We start from the raw sequence: 1,275 nt of genomic DNA, 5'->3' as shown, positions 1-1,275 counted from the left end.
GGGGTCAGATTACGGTGAAGGTGATGGACGGTTGTCTGGTGCTGATTCCTGACAGTGAGGCCACGCAACAACAGCATCAGCAATACCAGCGACAACAGGCCCAACTGCGGGCACTGATAACCGGTTTTGTGGGTTAAGGGGAGCGCATGAGATGACGATAGCGATTGAACATTTACAGGACATTCAGTTAACCCACATTGAAGCACTGGCCTTGGCCCAACTGGTTAAGCGGCTGTGCTGGTCTGAGATACGGGCTTGCGCGGTGAATGACGAGGAAGCATATCAGATCAAAGATGCCCTCGGTAAGCTCCAGTCGGCGCTGGCTTACCGAGGGTATGCGCCAAGGTAGATCATAATAAGGCCGGAAGATCACTTAGGAGCTTCCGGCCTTATTAATATGTTTTAGGCTAAATTAGAGAACCCAAAATCTATATATCCCTCAGAGCTAATAACAAAGCACCATTTTTTATTTTCATCAAAAAAATAATGATGTTGCGGCACATTATTAATAACAAGTAAAAAAATAGCATGGAATTGCTCTGGATTCATAGCGATTGCAAAGTCTAAAGATGAATCATTTATATAATAAATCGTTTTACTGCTAGATATAACCTTATTAAGAGAGTGATTTTCAACAAATTTATTCATTAACAGTTCCAAATCATCATCTTTCGTATATAAACAACTTTGATGATTATTGGTTTTTGACCAGTCTATCTTAGAGCCTTTCCATTCAAAAGAATCTGATAAAGAGTCGGCTATTTCTTCCCAATCATCTATTATTACTGGAGGATTAGGTTGTTGATTGATTTCATTTCTAATTTCTTCATCAAGAGTCATGAGCCTCTCCACGGTTTTGATGGAAGATCAAATAGCTTTTGCAGTTTAGTGACTGTTTTCTCAGTAGCATCAAAAAGGAAATGTTCACCTTTTTCTTTTCCACTAAAGACATTAATATGGGCACCGCTTCTTTCATCATATTCAATTCTAAAACCTGTTTTTCCATCAGCGGTAGTCATTCCTACAGGCTGGTTCTTTGTAGAACCAAACTTACCAGTGTTCACTTTCTCTGCTTTAAATTCTCTATCTGTAAGCCAATTTAATGCCTTATTTCTAGCTTGCTCAAACGAGTCTTTAACCGCTGGACACCCTGCCAGCCCCAGAGGGTCTTAGGGACTGCCCCGACACGATCATACTGTTTTCTTAGGGTTTTTTTCTTTAATAACAGCCTGTTAAAGAGCCACGCCTCCCCACTTCACTCACCCCCGCGAACCC

The 1,275-nt window shown here is 41.3% G+C and carries 3 protein-coding genes; 1 reads left to right on the top strand and 2 read right to left on the bottom strand.

Annotated features, from left to right (window positions below):
- The first annotated feature begins 151 nt into the window (after positions 1-151).
- Positions 152-349, top strand: a complete 198-nt coding sequence (locus tag ACGF5R_RS24015) for a hypothetical protein (RefSeq protein ID WP_036846040.1) — start codon at positions 152-154, stop codon at positions 347-349.
- A gap of 53 nt (positions 350-402) precedes the next feature.
- On the opposite strand, the gene ACGF5R_RS24010 is transcribed toward ACGF5R_RS24015, so the two are convergent.
- Positions 403-840 carry a type IV secretion protein Rhs gene (locus ACGF5R_RS24010; RefSeq protein ID WP_166290202.1) on the bottom strand — a complete coding sequence of 146 codons (438 nt, stop codon included), beginning with the start codon at positions 838-840 and terminating at the stop codon, positions 403-405.
- Positions 837-1,064: a hypothetical protein gene (locus ACGF5R_RS24005; protein WP_228940685.1), complete on the bottom strand. Its 228-nt coding sequence runs from the start codon at positions 1,062-1,064 to the stop codon at positions 837-839. Before ACGF5R_RS24005 ends, ACGF5R_RS24010 begins: the two co-directional genes overlap by 4 nt.
- Positions 1,065-1,275: the final 211 nt, after the last annotated feature.

The organism is Photorhabdus sp. RM71S, from assembly GCF_042879355.1.
Classification (GTDB): domain Bacteria; phylum Pseudomonadota; class Gammaproteobacteria; order Enterobacterales; family Enterobacteriaceae; genus Photorhabdus; species Photorhabdus kayaii.
Note: the sequence above shows the minus strand (reverse complement) of the source record. Positions and strands in the feature narration are given on the sequence as shown.

What these genes read in the sequence shown, in the direction of transcription:
- ACGF5R_RS24010 (WP_166290202.1), bottom strand. Translation starts at nt 840, where the DNA reads ATGACTCTTGATGAAGAAATTAGAAATGAAATCAATCAACAACCTAAT.
- ACGF5R_RS24015 (WP_036846040.1), top strand. Translation starts at nt 152, where the DNA reads ATGACGATAGCGATTGAACATTTACAGGACATTCAGTTAACCCACATT.